Annotated in this window: 14 protein-coding genes; 10 read left to right on the top strand and 4 right to left on the bottom strand. The window is 43.8% G+C overall.

The annotated features are described in order from the left end of the window. The first annotated feature begins 9 nt into the window (after window positions 1-9). Complete coding sequence (locus OCV36_RS06545) at window positions 10-1,509, top strand: tripartite tricarboxylate transporter permease (RefSeq protein ID WP_135456473.1); 1,500 nt, start codon at window positions 10-12, stop codon at window positions 1,507-1,509. 216 nt (window positions 1,510-1,725) lie between these two features. On the opposite strand, the gene OCV36_RS06540 is transcribed toward OCV36_RS06545, so the two are convergent. Beyond that, window positions 1,726-2,442 (bottom strand): FadR/GntR family transcriptional regulator, encoded by a 717-nt coding sequence (locus OCV36_RS06540; RefSeq protein WP_017076745.1) that lies wholly within the window; start codon window positions 2,440-2,442, stop codon window positions 1,726-1,728. A gap of 265 nt (window positions 2,443-2,707) precedes the next feature. Here OCV36_RS06540 and phnD point away from each other — a divergent pair, with 265 nt between their 5' ends. The 4 genes from phnD to phnE (OCV36_RS06520) all read left to right on the top strand — a co-directional run bounded on the left by phnD (window position 2,708) and on the right by phnE (OCV36_RS06520) (window position 6,328). Next, window positions 2,708-3,664, top strand: a complete 957-nt coding sequence (gene phnD / locus OCV36_RS06535) for a phosphate/phosphite/phosphonate ABC transporter substrate-binding protein (protein WP_017076746.1) — start codon at window positions 2,708-2,710, stop codon at window positions 3,662-3,664. 143 nt (window positions 3,665-3,807) lie between these two features. Beyond that, window positions 3,808-4,626 (top strand): phosphonate ABC transporter ATP-binding protein, encoded by an 819-nt coding sequence (gene phnC / locus OCV36_RS06530; RefSeq protein ID WP_135456475.1) that lies wholly within the window; start codon window positions 3,808-3,810, stop codon window positions 4,624-4,626. Then, complete coding sequence (gene phnE, locus OCV36_RS06525; protein ID WP_245300921.1) at window positions 4,623-5,486, top strand: phosphonate ABC transporter, permease protein PhnE; 864 nt, start codon at window positions 4,623-4,625, stop codon at window positions 5,484-5,486. Before phnC ends, phnE (OCV36_RS06525) begins: the two co-directional genes overlap by 4 nt. A gap of 11 nt (window positions 5,487-5,497) precedes the next feature. Further along, window positions 5,498-6,328: a phosphonate ABC transporter, permease protein PhnE gene (gene phnE, locus OCV36_RS06520; RefSeq protein WP_135456477.1), complete on the top strand. Its 831-nt coding sequence runs from the start codon at window positions 5,498-5,500 to the stop codon at window positions 6,326-6,328. Window positions 6,329-6,403: 75 nt separating this feature from the next. Here phnE (OCV36_RS06520) and OCV36_RS06515 read toward each other — a convergent pair whose 3' ends face one another. The 3 genes from OCV36_RS06515 to OCV36_RS06505 all read right to left on the bottom strand — a co-directional run bounded on the left by OCV36_RS06515 (window position 6,404) and on the right by OCV36_RS06505 (window position 11,896). Beyond that, on the bottom strand, window positions 6,404-7,240 hold the full coding sequence (locus tag OCV36_RS06515) for a fumarylacetoacetate hydrolase family protein (protein ID WP_135456479.1): 837 nt from the start codon (window positions 7,238-7,240) through the stop codon (window positions 6,404-6,406). A gap of 301 nt (window positions 7,241-7,541) precedes the next feature. Continuing rightward, window positions 7,542-9,695 (bottom strand): heparinase II/III domain-containing protein, encoded by a 2,154-nt coding sequence (locus OCV36_RS06510; protein ID WP_135456480.1) that lies wholly within the window; start codon window positions 9,693-9,695, stop codon window positions 7,542-7,544. Window positions 9,696-9,697: 2 nt separating this feature from the next. Then, window positions 9,698-11,896 (bottom strand): heparinase II/III domain-containing protein, encoded by a 2,199-nt coding sequence (locus OCV36_RS06505; protein WP_135456482.1) that lies wholly within the window; start codon window positions 11,894-11,896, stop codon window positions 9,698-9,700. Between the two features lie 332 nt (window positions 11,897-12,228). Between OCV36_RS06505 and OCV36_RS06500 the strand changes: the two genes are divergently transcribed. The 5 genes from OCV36_RS06500 (at window position 12,229) to OCV36_RS06480 (ending at window position 18,044) form a co-directional block, all read left to right on the top strand. Then, complete coding sequence (locus tag OCV36_RS06500) at window positions 12,229-12,564, top strand: cupin domain-containing protein (protein ID WP_010438329.1); 336 nt, start codon at window positions 12,229-12,231, stop codon at window positions 12,562-12,564. A gap of 34 nt (window positions 12,565-12,598) precedes the next feature. Beyond that, complete coding sequence (locus OCV36_RS06495; protein WP_010438326.1) at window positions 12,599-13,531, top strand: 2-dehydro-3-deoxygluconokinase; 933 nt, start codon at window positions 12,599-12,601, stop codon at window positions 13,529-13,531. A gap of 73 nt (window positions 13,532-13,604) precedes the next feature. Beyond that, window positions 13,605-14,231: a bifunctional 4-hydroxy-2-oxoglutarate aldolase/2-dehydro-3-deoxy-phosphogluconate aldolase gene (locus tag OCV36_RS06490; RefSeq protein ID WP_010438323.1), complete on the top strand. Its 627-nt coding sequence runs from the start codon at window positions 13,605-13,607 to the stop codon at window positions 14,229-14,231. A gap of 1,024 nt (window positions 14,232-15,255) precedes the next feature. Next, window positions 15,256-17,022: a sodium:solute symporter family transporter gene (locus OCV36_RS06485; protein WP_017076754.1), complete on the top strand. Its 1,767-nt coding sequence runs from the start codon at window positions 15,256-15,258 to the stop codon at window positions 17,020-17,022. A gap of 257 nt (window positions 17,023-17,279) precedes the next feature. Then, window positions 17,280-18,044, top strand: coding sequence for a transporter substrate-binding domain-containing protein (locus tag OCV36_RS06480; RefSeq protein ID WP_017076755.1), 765 nt, complete (start codon window positions 17,280-17,282; stop codon window positions 18,042-18,044). The last annotated feature ends 131 nt before the right edge of the window (window positions 18,045-18,175 follow it).

The raw sequence follows: 18,175 nt of genomic DNA, 5'->3' as shown, positions 1-18,175 counted from the left end.
GAGGTCATAATGTTTGAATATCTAATTGATGGTCTCGCGACAGCTGTGAGCTTTGCTGTACTTCCTGTCCTTGTTTTTGGTGTGCTAGGTGGGGTTATTTTAGGTGCATTACCAGGACTAACCGCAACAATGGGCGTTGCGATACTCCTTCCGTTTACATTTGGCATGGAACCAACTTCAGCCCTTGTGATGTTAATCGGTGTGTACATTGGTGGTATTTACGGTGGTTCGATTGCCGCAATACTGCTTAAAACACCAGGGACACCAGCTTCGGCAGCAAGTGTACTCGACGGTCACACAATGGCTGTTAGAGGGCAAGCTGCCAGAGCATTAAGTATTTCTGCTGTGGCTTCATTTATTGGCGGATTATTAAGCACTATCGTTCTTATCGCAATTGCTCCCAAATTGGCGACGTTCGCACTGCGTTTTAATGCACCAGAATATTTTGCACTCGCTCTGTTTGGTTTAACTATTATTGCGAGTGTTTCTTCAAACAACATTTTCAAAGGATTATTAGCTGGCACGATTGGGTTGTTGGTTTCTACCGTTGGACTCGATCCAATCAGCAGCGTACCAAGATTTACTTTCGACATTATGGATCTCTACAGCGGAATCAATGTCATCCCTGTTTTGATCGGTTTGTTCGCTCTTTCTGAAGCGTTAAACCAACTAGAAAAGCTGTTCTCTGAAAAGAAAGTCGTTGCGCCGAAATTTGATCACAAACTATTGAGCAAAAGCGATCTAAAAGAAATGCTACCAACAGCCATAAAAAGTGGTTTGATGGGAACAACAATCGGATCTGTACCAGGCGCTGGTGCTGATATTTCTGCATTTGTTTGTTACAACGAAGCAAAACGTTCGTCGAAAAACCCAGAAGAGTTTGGCAACGGTTCAGTTCGTGGCCTAGCGGCTGCTGAATCAGGCAACAACGGTGTAACGGGTGGTTCATTAGTTCCATTGTTAACACTTGGCGTTCCTGGAGATGCCGTCGCAGCGGTTCTATTAGGCGCTCTAATTGTACAAGGCCTAACACCCGGCCCTCTTCTATTTGCACAAAATCCAGAAGTGGTTTACGGCGTTTTCAGCTCAATGCTAGTCGCTAACCTTGTGATGCTGGTGATTGGTTTACTGGGTATCCGATTCTTTTGCCGCATTATTGAAGTGCCAAAGATCATCATGACCCCAATTATTGTCTTCCTATCGATTGTTGGTGCTTACGCGATTAATAACTCGATGTTTGATATAGGGATTGCGATCGGTTTTGGCTTACTTGGGTTTGTCTTAACTAAACTGGATATACCTTCTTCACCGATTTTGCTTGCGATCATCTTAGGGCCAATGGCCGAAACCAACTTAAGAAAATCATTATTGATGTACGACGGCAGTTGGTCTTTCCTTTATGAGCGCCCTATTGCTCTAGCGTTTATCGTGTTGGCTGTATTCTCTGTTTACTCAACGTTAAAGATGAAGAAGAAGCAGAAACGAAAGCAAGCTGAAGAGCATCCATAATGAGCCGCTCGTTTAACCTATAACGTTCAAATAAGTCAAAGCCAGAGACACGAGTCTCTGGTTTTTTTCGTACACAAAGCAATAATTTTCGTAAACGACAGACAACAAAAAAGGCATGCGCTTGGCATACCTTTCTGAGTCGTTATTTTGAACAAAGCTGTCATTTCAATCTGAAATGGCTCAGACGTACTTTAAACCATTTCTATTACGCATCTACTACGCAGTCACCAAACGGTGGTTAGCATCTTGCAAGTGAACGGCAGAAGCAATTCTCGCCTTGTCACAATCACCGGCCATGATAGCTTCATAGATTCTACGGTGTTCATTGATACACGTACTTCCTTCTTCAGAAGAGTGCACGATGAAGTTGATGAACATCGTAGTCAGAATGTTACCAAATGGCAGGTAAAAATCGTTTCCTGTCGCATTAAAGATCAAGCTATGGAAACGAGTATCAATGTCTGTCCAACGCTCTTGGTCAAACACTTCAGCTTCATCCACTTCTACCATCTTTTGGAAGATCTCTGAAAGCTCGATACGTTGTTCAGCAGTCGCAAATTTTGCCGCCAATGCACACGCTTCAGGTTCAATCGCGCGGCGAAGACCCAAAAACTGTGAACAAAACTGATCGACGTCGGTTAAGCCGTCCATCCACTCAATCAGTTGAGGATCAAGGAAGTTCCAGTATGCACGGTCCACTACACGAGTACCGATTTTCGGGCGGGACTCTAGCAAACCTTTAGAAGTTAGCAGTTTAACTGCTTCACGAAGTGCCGTTCGGCTGATACCAAACTGTTCACACAACGCCATTTCACCAGGGATAATAGAACCTTGTGGCAAATTGCCAGACAAAATTCCACGAGCGATTTCGCGTGCTACTTGCACGTGTAGGCTACGCTTCGAGCCCGAAATTGAATTAAAAGTGCTAGCCATAAGTTCGCTTATTTATATGTTATGTTTATGTATTATTTAAGGAGTACTATAACAGTATTTCAACCTACATCCAATTGAGTAAAATCAACGCGGATAGTGCCCGATTAATTTACTCAACTAATCAAATGCTTAGAAAATATCTAATTCCACTTAGCTAGAAACACTATGTTACACCATTCATAAATCCGTCATCAAAATGCATCGGTTCTGTCATCCTCGATTTCTATACTCCATCCCCAACAGATAACTCAATTGGACTGAAATCATGAAACCGACAAAAACAAATCTCACGCTTAAAACCGCTATGACTGCTGCGCTGATTTTTTCTGGTTCTGCATTAGCAATGGACACGCGATATGAAGACCGTTCAGGAAACTTAGTGGCCGATGTACCCCAAGATGAATCACAATGGGTTGATCCAAACACACTAATTTTTGCTTACACACCAGTTGAAGACCCCGCAGTATACGCTGATGTGTGGAGTGAGTTTTTGAGCCACCTTGAAAAAACAACGGAAAAAACGGTTCGTTTCTTCCCAGTACAGAATAACGCAGCTCAAATTGAAGCCATGCGTTCAGGTCGCCTTCATATTGCCGGCTTTAACACAGGTTCAACCCCTCTAGCCGTTAACTGTGCAGGCTTTGCACCTTTCACCATGATGGCGGCTGAAGATGGCTCTTTCGGTTACGAAATGGAAATTATCACTCACCCAGGCTCTGGTATTGAAAAGGTTGAAGACCTAAAAGGCAAAAACCTAGCATTTACAGCGCAAACCTCTAACTCTGGCTTCAAAGCACCTTCTGCGATTCTAGATGCTGAATACCAACTTCAACCGGAGCGTGATTTCAAACCGGCGTTCTCTGGCGCACACGACAACTCTATCTTAGGCGTGGCGCACAAAGATTACGACGCAGCAGCTGTCGCTAACTCTGTCTTGAACCGCATGCTTTCACGCGATGTCGTAAAAGAAGAGCAAATCAAGAGCATCTATAAATCACAAACTTTCCCAACTACCGCATACGGCACGGCTCACAACTTAACGCCAGAACTACAAGAGAAGATTCAACAAGCATTCTTCACGTTTGATTGGGAAGGCACCAAGTTACAAGAAGAGTTCGAGCGCAACGGCGAAGCGAAGTTTGTTCCTATTACTTACCAAGAGCATTGGGAAGTGATCCGTACTATCGATACAGCAAACAAAGTGTCTTACACGTGTAGCTAAGTTCAACCGAACTAAAAAGCCAATCACACATTGATGAAACTAACTGCAGGCTTACGCGCCTGCAGTTACTCACCACTCTCAGCGGTTTGCTTCCCATGTCAACCTCACGCGAACTCTTAGTAAACCATCGCTATAGGAATTCTATGTCTACTCTTACCCTTAAAGGACTTACCAAGCATTACTCCAGCTCTGACAAGGCCCTAACTAATGTTAGTTTGTCGGTGAATGCCGGCGAAGTTGTAGGATTGATCGGCCCATCTGGTGCAGGTAAATCAACGCTTATCCGTTGTATTAACCGTTTAACTGAGCCCACCAGCGGCGAAGTCATTTTTTCAAATACTAATCTTGAGAGCCTCTCTAAACGACAACTCAGACAATCAAGACGCGAAATTGGGATGATTTTCCAAGAATACGCACTGATTGAGCGCTTAACCGTCATGGAAAACGTGCTTTCGGGCCGTTTGGGTTACGTGAATTTCTGGCAAAGTTTTACTCGCCGTTTCCCAGAGTCGGATATTCAGGCGGCTTATGCCCTACTCGACCGAGTTGGCTTATTAGAGCACGCAAATAAAAGAGCCGATGCACTGTCGGGCGGACAACGCCAACGTGTTGGTATTGCACGTGCGTTAGCTCAAAAACCGAAACTACTATTGATCGATGAACCAACGGCCGCGCTCGATCCGCGTACGGCACGTCAAATCATGCGATTGATCAGCGAGGTTTGTTCTGAGCAACAGCTCCCTGCCATCATCAATATTCACGACGTTCAGTTGGCAAAACAGTTTGTTGACCGAGTTGTTGGCCTAAATGCAGGCTGTGTGGTGTTTGATGACACACCAAACCTTTTGACTGAAGATGTATTAACACAGATCTACGGTGAAGAAGATTGGAGCCAACAAGTAGAAGAAGAGGAAGACAACCTGATCATCACTCATCCTCTTTTGTCTGAGGCGACAATATGATTCAGCCATATCCAAAGCAAGCTCAACATCATTCAAAATCAGCTCAGCAAGATCCCAAGTTAGCTCAGCAATACCCAACACAGTGGACAAAGCCACCACTGATTTCAAATCCATGGTTACGTTGGAGCTTAGTTATCATTGTTGCGGTTTACTTATATCTCGCGACGCAATCGGTACACGTCAACTGGACTCGAATTTACGAAGGCAGCGAACGTGGCTGGCAGTTCATTTTGGCCTTCATGAATCCAGATTTCGGTGGACGTTGGGACAACATCTCGCAAGGTTTGATTGAAAGTTTAACCATGACACTCACGTCAACCGTGGCAGGCGTCATTCTGTCCATTCCGTTTGGATTAGGTGCGGCCAAAAACCTAGCTCCGACTCCTGTTTACCTATTCTGCCGATCGTATATCTCTGTCGCTCGCAGCTTACAAGAGATCATTGTTGCGATTTTGTGTGTAGCTCTGTTTGGCTTTGGTACGTTTGCGGGTTTTGTCACGCTAACATTCGCTACCATCGGCTTTCTCGCAAAACTGTTCGCCGATGAGATTGAAGCAATAGATCCTGCACCTCTGACCGCAATGCGTGCAACAGGCGCTAGCTGGCTACAACAGGTGAACTACGCGATCCAAGCACAGGTGATGCCACGCTTTATCGGGCTTTCGATGTACCGACTCGACATCAACTTTCGTGAATCTGCCGTGATTGGCATTGTTGGCGCAGGGGGTATCGGCGCAACATTGAACACCGCGATGGACCGTTATGAGTACAGTGCAGCCGCCGCTATTCTATTGATTATTATCGTGATCGTGATGTTGTGTGAATACCTATCGACCATCATCCGTAAGCATGTGCAGTAAGGAACGACTAAATGAGCACGCTAAATGACACACCTTCAAGCGCCATGAATCGTACCCAATGGCAGCGTTACGACAGCAAACAGAGCCTAATGCTTTGGCTCGGTTGGCTTTGCTTTGTTGCTTTAACCGTTTTTGCCTGGCAGGTCATGAACAAAGAGACAATCTGGTATTTTGTAACGGATTCACCTAATCAACTTGCTGATATTTCTTCACGCATGTGGCCACCAAGATGGAGCTACTTAGAGTCACTTTGGAGCCCGCTGTGGGACACGATTAATATCGCAACACTTGGCACCCTATTAGGGATCGTACTCGCGTTTCCAGTTGCGTTCTTAGCCGCACGCAACACAACACCAAGCACGACGTTTATTAGGCCTATCGCACTGTTCATCATTGCGGCAAGTCGTTCGATTAACTCATTGATTTGGGCTTTATTATTAGTGGCGATCATCGGCCCAGGGCTACTAGCCGGTATTATCGCGATTGCGCTGCGCTCGATTGGTTTCGTGGCTAAGTTGATGTACGAAGCGATTGAAGAAGTGAACGTCACCCAGATGTCGGCGATTCAATCGACGGGGGCGTCTCCACTGCAAGTGTTGAACTACGGCATTCTTCCGCAAGTAATGCCAAGTTTCATCGGCACGAGCTTGTTCCGTTGGGATATCAATATTCGAGAGTCAACAGTGTTAGGTTTAGTTGGTGCTGGCGGTATTGGATTGAAACTGCAAGAGTCAATGGCGATGTTGGCATGGCCTCAAGTAACGGTGATTTTCTTTGCGATTCTAGTGACAGTAGTCTTCTCTGAATGGTTAGCTGCCAAAGCAAGAAAAGCTTTTATCTAGATAATAGAGCATCTCGAAGCCTACTCACTGAGTAGGCTTTTTGTTTAATGGAAACCCTATAAATTAGTCCCACAATTAAAACCGCACTTCATTAGTGACCGTCCCTACGCCTTCGATCGTCACCGACACTTCATCTTTATCAGACAATGCATGGGTTCTCCCCGGCGTACCCATGAACACTAGGTCACCCGGCTTTAAGGTAAAATAGTGGCTCAAATAACTGACGACTTTGCGCGGCTTGTGGATCATAAACGAGGTGTTCTCTTGCTGAACGATATCGCCGTTAACACGCGTTGTAAGTTCGACATTGTTATAATCAATGCCTTTCACAATAGTGTGACCAATCGGTCCAAACCCATCCGATGCCTTGGCTCGCAACCATTGTAAATCACTGTTCTGCCAACTTCTTTCCGTTATATCATTACCCACCGTGACACCGAAAATTGCATCTTCTGCTTCTTCTTGACTGGCTTTACTGATTTCTTTGCCAATCACGACCACGAGTTCACCTTCAAAATGCACATTCTGAGCATCAAAAGGGGCATGAATGGTTTCACCCGATAAAATCAAAGAAGACGGCAGTTTCAAGAATAAAGGAGGCGGTAAATCAGGATGAGAAGCAGCATGACTCACGTAGTTCATACCAACGGCAAAGACTTTCTCTGGCTCAGTAGGAAGCAACAGTTCAACTGATTCAAGTGGAATCGAGGTTTTTTCAATTGAATATTTGCTAAAGATGTCACCATTGATTGGAAAAATAGCGTCTTTAACCAACTTTCCGTAGCTGTTTTTGTCTTGATAATGGTAACGCACGAATTGCTCTGTATTTACATTGTTTTGCGTGCTATCCGCAACAGCATAGGCGGAACAAGAAGCAGTAAGTATTATCGCCAACCCTTCAATTAACTTCATGATTTATCATTAATTATTTCATTTCTAACACATACTGTAGCCTACACATCGACACCACATTGACTGTTATCAATTATTTAATACGTTCTCCTTCTCTGCTCACATTATTCCCTTTTCTACAGACATAAAAAAACCGAGCAACTCGTGAGAGTTACTCGGTTTGACTTATTCCCGATGTTTTCAGTCGTTGTTGGTTTCAACGAACGATTTTGCAATCACGACTGAATTCAATGTGATGCTTCGTTCCCGCAAAGCACCACATCAATACATGTCATCGTTAAACGACATGTATGTTAATCATTTACAGTTGAGCAAATGATCCTTCCCACGAGTATGTCTCACCCGCGAACTCAACAGTGTGAGTTGCTTGCTGCGTGTCTTCAGCTTGGTTTGAGATACCGTAGTGGTAAGTGTTGCCAGAAGTAGTCTGAATGCGAACAACAGTCCCGACACTGTTATCGCCCACAACAGATACTGATTTAACTAGACCACGAGCGCCTACAGAGGCTTCGATCGACTCGTTAAAGTAACCATGCGTTTCTAGTACAGAAGCAAACACGTGGTTTTGACCAGACTGACGTAAGATGAACGCAGGCTCACTCTTAAGGTTGAAGTCTGGATCGTTAGCACCAGTGCGAGCAAAAATAACTTCGCTGCCCGCATTCGCGCTGGTTACTAGGCTGTAGTAGCTGCTGTCATGTAGCCAGCTAACTAAAGAACCTTCTTCGTTCACTTTACCTGAAGCAACGTTCCATAGATGTTGGTAACCGTTATCTTCACCTAATGGCTTAAGCGTTTTTTCCATGTTGTAATCAAAGTCAGTACGGATGATCTGCCCAGAGTGGTGAACGGGTAGGTCGTACTGGTGCTCAGCGTCAGCTTCAATGCGGTATACATCGATAACTAGTGGCTTCTCGAACTCAGGAAGTTCAGCAAGAATCACGCTGCGTTGCATGTCTATGCCTGTGTAGTACTCAGAAATTGTGCCACTCATGCCTTGCAGAGACTGGTCGTCTGCTACGAAGAAGTGCTTCTGACCAAACTTAGACTCAGCCAATGCTGTGTTGAAGTTGTTCTGCGTTTTCTGATCAACCGTTACTGTGTTGTGAGCAACCGTCTGCTTACAGTAAGACTTGTTCTCTGGAATGTAACGACCGCCAAATTTAGGCTCAACGTTTACCCAGCGACCGAAGCCGTAATCGTGCAGTACTTCGTGGCCACGGTTGAATACGCTTAGGTGCAATCCATCGTAGTGACCGTGGTCTAGAGCAGAGTGGTACTGGTGATCGCTGCCGTGTTGACCAAACCAGATCAACGCCATCGTATCGTCGTCTTTCTCGTCACGGTGACGAAGGATGCTTACGCCGCCTTTTTCACCTTCAGGGCCGTCGGTTACAAACAGGCTGCCCCAGTTGAATGCTTTGATGTCGTCTGCTGAATCAACCGCGTCAGACAATGTTTTACCTGAAGCATGAACCCAAACGTTTTGTTGGTGGTTAGCCATACCAAGCAGAGTTTCAGTCTGCTCGTAACGGTGGTAACACACAGATGTTGCCATGATAACGCCTTCATCGTTGATAGAGATTGTCTTCGATGAATCGTTCAGAGCTGGCAATGTACCGTCTGGGAATGCCGTTTTGAATACAGAGTAAGACGTTGTCTTGATCACTGAATCGTTGAATTCATAGATACCAACTTCAGGCTGACGACGTTCAATCGCTTCTGCGAACAGGTAGATTGGACGTAGAGAGAAACGGTGGTAGTAAGGACCTTCCATGTAGTAGCCGTCTGGCGAAAACAGTTGGTCAAGTTGCGCTAAGAAACCGCCGCTTACTTTGTCTAGTTTCAGGCCATATAGTGCTTTGTCTACAGATTCTTGGTCGTTGATCGCGTAGCCACAGATACCTACTGCTGCCACTGCCCATAGGCCGTGGTTGTGTACGATATCGAAGTCGTGTGCGTAAGTAACAACGAACATTTCGATCATTTGCTTAAGAAGATCGTCTTCGATCAGGCGCTTCTGCTCTTCAGAGATTGTGTGGTAAATACAGCTGTACGCGCAAGAAGCGTAAAGCATCCACATGTTCTCGTTCAACGTTTGGTGGAACAGCTTACCCGGAGGATTAGAGTCACGGCTTACGTTACTTTCAAGTGTTGGGTACACCGTCGCGTACGCTGTTAGCATATCAACGATGTAATCACGGTACTTTGTTTCCTCAGTGATAAGGAACAAACGACCTGCTAGATCCATGTGGATGTAGTTTTGCTTGTGGCGGTTGTGCTCGTAACCGCCGCCTTCACCGTGACCTGGTACTTCAATGCCAACTTCAGCCATGTAAGCGTCAGTTTGTTTAATGTCGCGAGTCAGTGCATTACCTAATAGGCTATCCTTGCCAAGTTCTTTACGAAGCTCTGCTGCTTCTTCAAAGTTAAGTAAAAGTGGTTGATAGCTCATTATTATTTCCCCTGCTCTGCTGTGCTTGCTAATTCTGGATTTAAAATTGTTTCTACTGAGTAGAAGCCTGTCCAGCTGTATACTTTGCCGTTCAGTTCTACTTTGTGTTCAGTGCTGTCAGTTGCGCCAAGTTGGTTACTGATCATCACTGTCACGTTTGATTTCTCTGTCGTAATCTCTACTACTGAACCTACATTCGTGTGAGCAACAACATTGATGTTTTTCACAACACCACGGGCGTTTACTGATTGCTCGAATTCTTCGTTAAAGTAACCGTGTGTTTCTAGAACAGAAGCAAACAATGTTGTTTCGCCTTTGCTACGTAGAATGAATGCAGGCTCTGAACGTAGGTTAAAGCTTGGATCGTTAGCACCAGTACGAGTGAAGATGATTTCTCCGTTCTCGTTTGAACTTGTACCCAACCAAGTGTAGTACGTGTTGTTTTGTAACCAGCTAACTAACGCAGTGCCATTCACTTCACCACTTGCTACATTCCATAGGTGTTGGTAACCGAAGTCACTACCTAGTGTATTTAGCTCTTTGTTTGCTTGGTATTCGAAGTTAGTGCGAACAATTTGACCTTGATATTGATGAGAGTAGTCAAATTGGTGATCGCCTTCGCCGCCTTTTGTAGAACCTAAGCGGTACAAGTCTAGCAATAGCGGAGACTCAAACTCTTCAAGGTCTAGCATGAACACGCTGCGTTGCATGTCAAAACCTTCGTAGTGATCGTTAGCAAATGCGCTCATGCCAGTGATTTTCTCGTCTTCAACTTTGAAGAAGTGAGGTAAACCGTGTACCGCGTCTGCACGTTCAACGTCAAAGTTGTTCTGACATTTTTCATCAATCGTTACTGCGTTATGAGCAATCGTTTGACGAGCGTAAGATTTGTTTTCGTCTAGGTAACGACCACCGAATTTTGGCTCAACGTTAACCCAACGACAGAAGCCGTATTCACGTAACACTTCTTGACCGCGGTTGAAGAAAGAAATACCCAACGTATCAAAGTTGCCGTGGCCCATGCCGTGTTGGCCGTAGTTCATAACAAGTTGAGAAACGTCGCCTTTCTTATCCTGCATACGGAGAAAGCCTTGTGCGCCGTTGTGGCCTTCAGGACCCTCGCTCAATTCAACACTTGGCCAGAAAGGCATGCCGATTTCTTGTTTAGCTGAAGCCTCTTCGTAGGCTTTAGATAGCTCAAGACCACATGGGTGCATCCATACTGCGTCTTGAATCTTCGCCATACCAAGAATGTTTTGGTCAACGCCACTTTCAGAAGAGTAATGCTTGCTGTAAACACTTACGGCAACCTGAACACCCATATCAGTGATGCCCATAGTACGAGACGCATCGTTTAATGCTGGGAATTCACCGTTCGGGTAAGCCGTAGAGAGCATTGCTTGTACTGTGTTACCAATCACGCCGCCTTTGTAGTTGTAGATATCAACTTCAGGCATGTGACGGTGAATAACTTCAGCAAATACACACGTTGGACGAATCGCGTAACGGTGGTAGTAAGGACCTTCCATGTAGTAACCAGAAGGTGCAAACAGTTGAGAAATTTGCGCTAGGAAACCGCCAGTATCGTTACGATCGATGCCGTACACTGACATTTCAAGGTACTCGCGCTTGCCTAGAGCAAGACCACAGATACCCACAGCGGCTACTGCCCAAATTCCGTGGTTATGAATGCGGTCGAAGTCGTGTGCGTATTTAACCGTGAACATTTCTAACATTGGTTCGAAAATGCGAGACTCAATGTTGTCACGTTGTTCTTGTGTCATTGTTGAAGCAACACAAGAGTAAGCTAAGCTTGAGAACATTAACCAACAGTGCTCGTTCAGGATTTGGTGGAACAAACGACCTGTTGGGTTAGTGTTTTTCTGTACGTGGTAATCAAACGTTAGATATTTGTCTGCGTACACTTCTAATAATTTTGTAACGAAGTCAGCGTATTTTTGCTCTTTAGTGATCAAGAACATGCGACCAGCTAAGTTCATGTACGTGTAATTTTGCTTATGGCGGTTATGCTCGTAACCCCCTGCTTCACCGTGACCTGGAACATCAATAGGTAAACGCATAAACGCTTCTAAGTCTTTCGCGTTCGCTGCAATGGTTTTGCCCATTAAGCTAGAACGGCCCACTTCAAGGTGAAGTTGCTCAATTTCTGCTTCAGTCAACAATACTGGTTTGGTAGTCATATTCTTTGTCACCCTCAATAAAGAGTTTATCTGTTTAAACTTTGATTAAATTTTCAAACTCCATATAAAGTAATACAATATGAGCTTTAATCATACCTATTCGGTGCTAAATGATGAGTAGAATCACATAAATCACCATAAGTCATTGATGTAGTTAAATAATGACAAATATCGAGCATTTGTTAAGTTGTTGATTTATTTACGCTATATAAAGTATCACTTGATCAATATCACACAATTTTAGATATATTGTATTACAATTAGGCTCATTCCCTTATTATGAATGCAAGCTAGTTACACTTAAAAGATTTAAACAGATTAGGAGATACACAATGAACTCTTTCTTTATGCTAGATGAAAATCCATGGGAAGAACTTGGTGGCGGTATTAAACGTAAAATCGTTGCTTACACTGACGATCTAATGGCTGTACACCTGTGTTTTGATAAGGGTGCCATTGGCCATCCTCACACACACGAAATTCATGACCAAATCGGTTATGTTGTTCGTGGTAGCTTTGAAGCTGAGATCGAAGGCGAGAAGAGAGTACTTAAAGAAGGCGACGCTTACTTCGCTCGTAAACACATGATGCACGGTGCTGTTGCACTAGAGCAAGACAGCATCCTTCTTGATATCTTCAACCCTGCGCGTGAAGACTTTTTAAAATAATGAATAGCGCAACCTCAGTTGCTAAGGTAAGCATATGAAATCATTAAACATCGCGGTCATTGGCGAGTGCATGGTTGAGCTACAAAAGAAACAAGATGGGCTTAAGCAAAGTTTTGGTGGCGATACGCTAAATACTGCACTTTACCTGTCACGCTTAACAAAAGAACATGGCATCCAAACAAGCTATGTAACAGCACTTGGCACTGACCCATTCAGTACTGACATGTTAGAAAAGTGGCAAGCTGAAGGTATCGACACAAGCTTGGTGGCTCAGCTCGATCACAAACAACCAGGGCTTTATTACATCGAGACCGATGAAACTGGTGAGCGTAGCTTCCACTACTGGCGTAGTGATGCTGCAGCGAAGTTCATGTTTGATCAGCAAGACACGCCTGCTCTACTTGATAAGCTGTTCTCTTTTGATGCGGTTTACCTAAGTGGCATTACGCTTGCTATCTTGACAGAAAATGGTCGCACACAGCTGTTTAACTTCTTAGACAAATTTAAAGCTCAAGGCGGTCAAGTATTCTTCGACAATAACTACCGTCCTAAACTTTGGGAAAGCCAACAAGAAGCAATTTCTTGGTACTTGAAAATGCTTAAGTACACCGACACGGCTCTACTAACGTTTGATGATGAACAAGAGTTATACGGCGACGAAAGCATTGAACAATGTATTGCTCGTACGTCTGAGTCTGGTGTGAAAGAGATCGTGATCAAACGTGGCGCGAAAGACTGCTTAGTCGTCGAAAGCCAAAGTGCTCAATATGTAGCTCCAAACCCAGTTGACAACATCGTAGATACTACGGCTGCTGGCGACTCGTTCAGTGCTGGCTTCTTGGCTAAGCGTTTGAGCGGCGGTAATGCTCGTGACGCAGCATTTGCAGGTCATATTGTGGCAGGAACCGTGATTCAGCATCCAGGTGCTATCATTCCTGTAGATGCGACGCCTGATCTGTCTCTATAATTACGCACTTTATATATTAATCAAGGGTTTGCTTAGTTAAAAGCAAGCCCATAATTAACGTGAGAAAGAATTCATGACTACATTAAATGAACAACTAGCAAACCTAAAAGTAATTCCTGTAATCGCTATCAACCGTGCTGAAGACGCTATCCCTCTAGGTAAAGCACTTGTTGAAAACGGCATGCCATGTGCAGAAATCACACTACGTACAGAATGTGCAATCGAAGCGATTCGCATCATGCGTAAAGAGTTCCCTGACATGCTAATCGGTTCAGGTACAGTACTGACTAACGAGCAAGTTGACGCATCTATCGAAGCGGGTGTTGATTTCATCGTAAGCCCAGGTTTTAACCCACGTACTGTTCAATACTGTATCGATAAAGGTGTTGCTATCGTACCGGGCGTAAACAACCCAAGCCTAGTTGAGCAAGCAATGGAAATGGGTCTTCGCACGTTGAAGTTCTTCCCTGCTGAGCCTTCTGGCGGTACTGGTATGCTTAAAGCACTAACAGCGGTTTACCCTGTTAAATTCATGCCTACTGGCGGCGTAAGCTTAAAGAATGTAGATGAATATCTATCTATCCCTTCTGTACTTGCGTGTGGCGGTACTTGGATGGTTCCAACTAACCTTATCGACGAAGGTAAATGGGACGAACTAGGTAAGCTTGTTCGTGATGCTGTTGCTCACGTTAACGCTTAATCTGTTTTAGATTTCGTGATAAAGCCTCACTTCGGTGGGGCTTTTTGTTATCTGAGGTTTTTCAATAACTGGATTTTGTTATCTAAATCTTTTGGGTAACTGAAGTTTGATCGTTGATAGTTTGAGGCTGTTACCTGAAGAGCACGACGCTCAAACAAGTTAAGACCTCTACAATACATTCCCGTTTATCAGGCCATCCACCAGCTTTGTGACTGGTAATTTGTAATTTTGTGCACGTGCTATTTCACTGTGCTAAAACGCCTTACACGACCTGGCAAACACTCTAAGCACTCACTTATGTAATCTAACTCACTCGACTCATACCGTGTCTTGAGCCCTGTATCGACGCATCCGCCCTTACTCACTATTAAGCATACAAACCTCTTACATATGGTTAGAAATCGCCATGAAGCAATACAAGGCTTATGGCTATGATTATCGCTTATCGGATATCGGATATCGGATATCGGATATTGGGTATTGGGTATAATTCTCGCTAGCGCCTACTCCAATTTCGAGCGGTTGGACAAACCAAGACTCTAAACACAAGAACAGCAGAAAAATTGAGCGGATAAATCGCGTAGATAAATAGTACGGATAAATAATGAGCAATTCAGGGCGTGAAATAGAAAATAGCGACATAAAAACAATAAGCTACACTTAAATGCTAGAAACAATATTTTGCGATTTAGTACGGAGATTTAACGTGAATCCCGTCGCACAACCACGTTCAGTTGTAGCACATTTGTTACGGTTATAATTAAAATCTTATAAATAAGGCAAACTAAAGCCTTATTACTTATATTGTAATACATATAAACATTTGAGCTTCAATTTATCTTGGATCTAGAGCAATTCATAAAAACAATTAAAGACAATAAAAACAGCAAGTTAAGCTAGCTTGTCGTGTGCGCTCAAAAATCAATGCGACCTAGATCATACTAAAGACATATTGTAGTACAAATAAACCTTTGGACGCGTTAATCTAAGCCCAGTTAATTATGATATTTAAAAGGCTGAAAAGATGACTATTGATACTTTTGTTGTTCTCGCCTACTTCTTCTTTTTAATCGCTATTGGTTGGATGTTCCGTAAGTTCACCACGTCGACTAGTGATTACTTCAGAGGGGGCGGCAAAATGTTGTGGTGGATGGTTGGTGCAACCGCCTTCATGACACAGTTTTCAGCATGGACGTTTACTGGAGCCGCAGGACGCGCATTCTCCGATGGTTTTGTTATTGTAATTCTGTTCTTAGCCAATGCATTTGGTTATTTCATGAACTACATGTACTTTGCCCCAAAGTTCCGTCAACTTCGTGTTGTAACCGCGATTGAAGCAATCAGACAGCGTTTTGGTAAAACTTCAGAGCAATTCTTTACTTGGTTCGGTATGCCGGACAGCCTAATTTCTGCAGGTATTTGGCTAAATGGTCTAGCAATCTTTGTTGCTGCTGTATTTAATATCCCTATGGAAACCACCATCATCTTCACCGGTGCTGTGTTAGTCATCATGTCGGTAACTGGTGGGTCTTGGGCCGTTGTCGCATCTGACTTCATGCAAATGCTAGTTATCATGGCGGTTACGATCACTTGTGCGGTTGCTGCTTACTTCCACGGTGGTGGCATTACGAACATTGTTGATAATTTCCAAGGTGACTTCATGTTGGGGAATAACCTCAACTATGTAAGTGTATTCGTACTATGGGTTGTTTTCATCTTTGTGAAGCAGTTCGGTGTAATGAATAACAGTATCAATGCTTATCGTTACTTATGTGCTAAAGACAGTGAAAATGCGCGTAAAGCGGCAGGCTTAGCATGTATCCTAATGGTTGTTGGCCCTCTTATCTGGTTCCTACCACCTTGGTACGTAAGTGCATTCATGCCTGATTTCGCATTGGAGTACGCTTCAATGGGTGATAAAGCGGGTGATGCTGCTTACCTAGCATTCGTACAAAACGTAATGCCAGCAGGTATGGTTGGTCTATTAATGTCTGCGATGTTCGCTGCAACAATGTCTTCTATGGATTCAGGTTTGAACCGTAACGCTGGCATCTTTGTAATGAACTTCTATAGCCCTGTTCTTCGCAAGAATGCAGAGCAAAAAGAACTCGTGATTGTAAGTAAGCTAACGACAATTCTGATGGGTATAATCATTATCTCGATTGGCCTATACATTAACTCGTTACGTCACTTAAGCTTATTTGATATCGTAATGAACGTGGGTGCATTAATCGGCTTCCCAATGCTTATTCCAATCTTCCTAGGTATGATTATTCGTAAAACACCAGATTGGTCGGCTTGGACTACATTGATTGTCGGTGGTTTTGTTTCTTACATCTTTGGTATTTCTCTACAAGCAGAAGATATTGAACACCTATTTGGTTTAGAGCAACAATTGACTGGTCGTGAGTGGGCAGATCTTAAAGTTGGCTTAAGCTTAGCTGCACACGTAATCTTTACTGGTGGCTTCTTCTTAGCAACTCAATTCTTCTATAAACCTCTATCAACTGAGCGTGAGAAAGAAGTTGATACATTGTTTACTAACTGGAATACACCACTTGTTGCTGAAGGTGAAGAGCAACAAAACCTAGATACTAAACAGCGTTCAATGCTTGGTAAGCTTATCAGCACAGCAGGTTTCGGTATTCTAGCAATGGCTCTAATTCCAAACGAACCAACAGGACGCTTGTTGTTCCTACTATGTGGTTCGATGGTACTAACCGTTGGTATCCTACTGGTTAACGCATCTAAAGCTCCGGCTAAGATGAACAACGAGTCAGTTGCTAAATAGCTAAACAGCTAAAATAAGCAGCTAACAAGTTAAACCAAAATGAAGCCCATGTTATTCGATAACATGGGCTTTTTGTTTGTCTACGGTTTATCAAAATTGAACTAGTACGTACACGCCTCTATTTTCAAGACTCTATGCAAATCCCCCAACCTTCCCTCGGTGTTCATCTCCTTGACAACCATTTCCAATGGTTTGATCTCTTTCTGCTTTTCTTTCTGTTACTTTGAACAACAACACAAACACAACAGATAATTACAATGACAAAAACATCACTATTACTTGCTTCCATTACTCTGGCGCTCTCTGGTGTAGCACAAGCTGACCAATTAGAAGACATCCAAAAATCAGGCACACTTCGCGTTGGCACCACTGGCGACTACAAACCTTTCTCTTACTTTGATGGCAAGAGCTATTCTGGTTATGACATTGACGTAGCTAAGCATGTTGCAGAGCAGCTGGGCGTCGAATTACAGATTGTCCGTACTACATGGAAAGATCTGCTAACCGACCTCGACAGCGATAAATACGACATCGCGATGGGCGGTATCACACGTAAAATGCAGCGTCAGTTAAACGCAGAACAAACTCAAGGCTACATGACCTTTGGTAAGTGTTTCTTAGTTGCGAAAGGCAAAGCAGAACAATACAACAGCATTGAGAAAGTGAACCTTTCTTCTGTGCGTGTTGGCGTCAATATCGGCGGGACTAATGAGATTTTCGCGGATGCTAACTTACAAGATGCGAGCTTTACACGTTACGAGAACAACCTAGATGTTCCGCAAGCCGTTGCGGAAGGTAAAGTTGATGTGATGGTGACAGAAACCCCTGAAGGTCTGTTCTATCAAGTGACTGATGAACGTCTTGAAGCTGCTCGCTGTGAAACACCGTTCACCAACAGCCAATTCGGCTACCTGATTCCAAAAGGTGAACAACGTTTGTTGAACACGGTGAATTTCATTATGGATGAAATGAAACTAAAAGGCGTTGAAGAAGAGTTCCTGATCCACAACTCTCTTAAGTAACCTCTTTTCGATTTATACAGTGACCAAAAAATAGGCCAGCATTGCTGGCCTATTTCGTTATGGTTTGATGGTTCGCTTCTAATCACTATCGTGCCCTTAACTATCGGACACGTAACTAGCGCTCACCTATT

It is taken from the genome of Vibrio echinoideorum (assembly GCF_024347455.1).
Classification (GTDB): domain Bacteria; phylum Pseudomonadota; class Gammaproteobacteria; order Enterobacterales; family Vibrionaceae; genus Vibrio; species Vibrio echinoideorum.
This window is presented reverse-complemented; position numbering and strand designations above follow the sequence as displayed.

Bases quoted from the DNA above. Each gene is read 5' to 3' on its own strand.
- phnE (WP_245300921.1), top strand. From the start codon at position 4,623: ATGATTCAGCCATATCCAAAGCAAGCTCAACATCATTCAAAATCAGCT.
- OCV36_RS06540 (WP_017076745.1), bottom strand. From the start codon at position 2,442: ATGGCTAGCACTTTTAATTCAATTTCGGGCTCGAAGCGTAGCCTACAC.
- OCV36_RS06545 (WP_135456473.1), top strand. From the start codon at position 10: ATGTTTGAATATCTAATTGATGGTCTCGCGACAGCTGTGAGCTTTGCT.
- OCV36_RS06480 (WP_017076755.1), top strand. From the start codon at position 17,280: ATGACAAAAACATCACTATTACTTGCTTCCATTACTCTGGCGCTCTCT.
- OCV36_RS06505 (WP_135456482.1), bottom strand. From the start codon at position 11,896: ATGACTACCAAACCAGTATTGTTGACTGAAGCAGAAATTGAGCAACTT.
- OCV36_RS06495 (WP_010438326.1), top strand. From the start codon at position 12,599: ATGAAATCATTAAACATCGCGGTCATTGGCGAGTGCATGGTTGAGCTA.
- phnD (WP_017076746.1), top strand. From the start codon at position 2,708: ATGAAACCGACAAAAACAAATCTCACGCTTAAAACCGCTATGACTGCT.
- OCV36_RS06515 (WP_135456479.1), bottom strand. From the start codon at position 7,240: ATGAAGTTAATTGAAGGGTTGGCGATAATACTTACTGCTTCTTGTTCC.
- phnE (WP_135456477.1), top strand. From the start codon at position 5,498: ATGAGCACGCTAAATGACACACCTTCAAGCGCCATGAATCGTACCCAA.
- OCV36_RS06485 (WP_017076754.1), top strand. From the start codon at position 15,256: ATGACTATTGATACTTTTGTTGTTCTCGCCTACTTCTTCTTTTTAATC.
- OCV36_RS06500 (WP_010438329.1), top strand. From the start codon at position 12,229: ATGAACTCTTTCTTTATGCTAGATGAAAATCCATGGGAAGAACTTGGT.
- OCV36_RS06490 (WP_010438323.1), top strand. From the start codon at position 13,605: ATGACTACATTAAATGAACAACTAGCAAACCTAAAAGTAATTCCTGTA.
- phnC (WP_135456475.1), top strand. From the start codon at position 3,808: ATGTCTACTCTTACCCTTAAAGGACTTACCAAGCATTACTCCAGCTCT.
- OCV36_RS06510 (WP_135456480.1), bottom strand. From the start codon at position 9,695: ATGAGCTATCAACCACTTTTACTTAACTTTGAAGAAGCAGCAGAGCTT.